The following is a 294-nucleotide window of genomic DNA, read 5'->3' as shown; positions in this document are numbered from 1 at the left end:
ATTTCCTGAAGGGCTTCTGTAGCCAGCTTCTGAACATGAAAGCGGTCAATTACCTGTGTTGCACCAGGGAAGCAGCGTTGGGCAATACGCTTCATGGAACCCGCCATATCCAAAGTAATTTCATTTACCTTCATCCGAAGTTTTCTGCTGATCTTTAAAAGATGTGTGATGACAAAATCACTCTGGGTACCTTTTATTATGGCAACAATGCTTCCTTTCCTGCCTCGTGCAGTCTTGGAGGTAAGCACGGTGTAGAGTTCTCCGTCAGAGAGTGCCACTTCGTCTAACGATAGG

The 294-nt window shown here is 45.9% G+C and carries 1 protein-coding gene; it reads right to left on the bottom strand.

Going from position 1 to position 294, the window contains the following annotated elements:
* Positions 1-294: transposase (locus tag QWT87_RS21195; RefSeq protein WP_302718740.1), on the bottom strand; the 294-nt coding region annotated here is incomplete at both ends.

The organism is Chryseobacterium urinae (genome assembly GCF_030518295.1).
GTDB lineage: Bacteria > Bacteroidota > Bacteroidia > Flavobacteriales > Weeksellaceae > Chryseobacterium > Chryseobacterium mucoviscidosis.
This window is presented reverse-complemented; position numbering and strand designations above follow the sequence as displayed.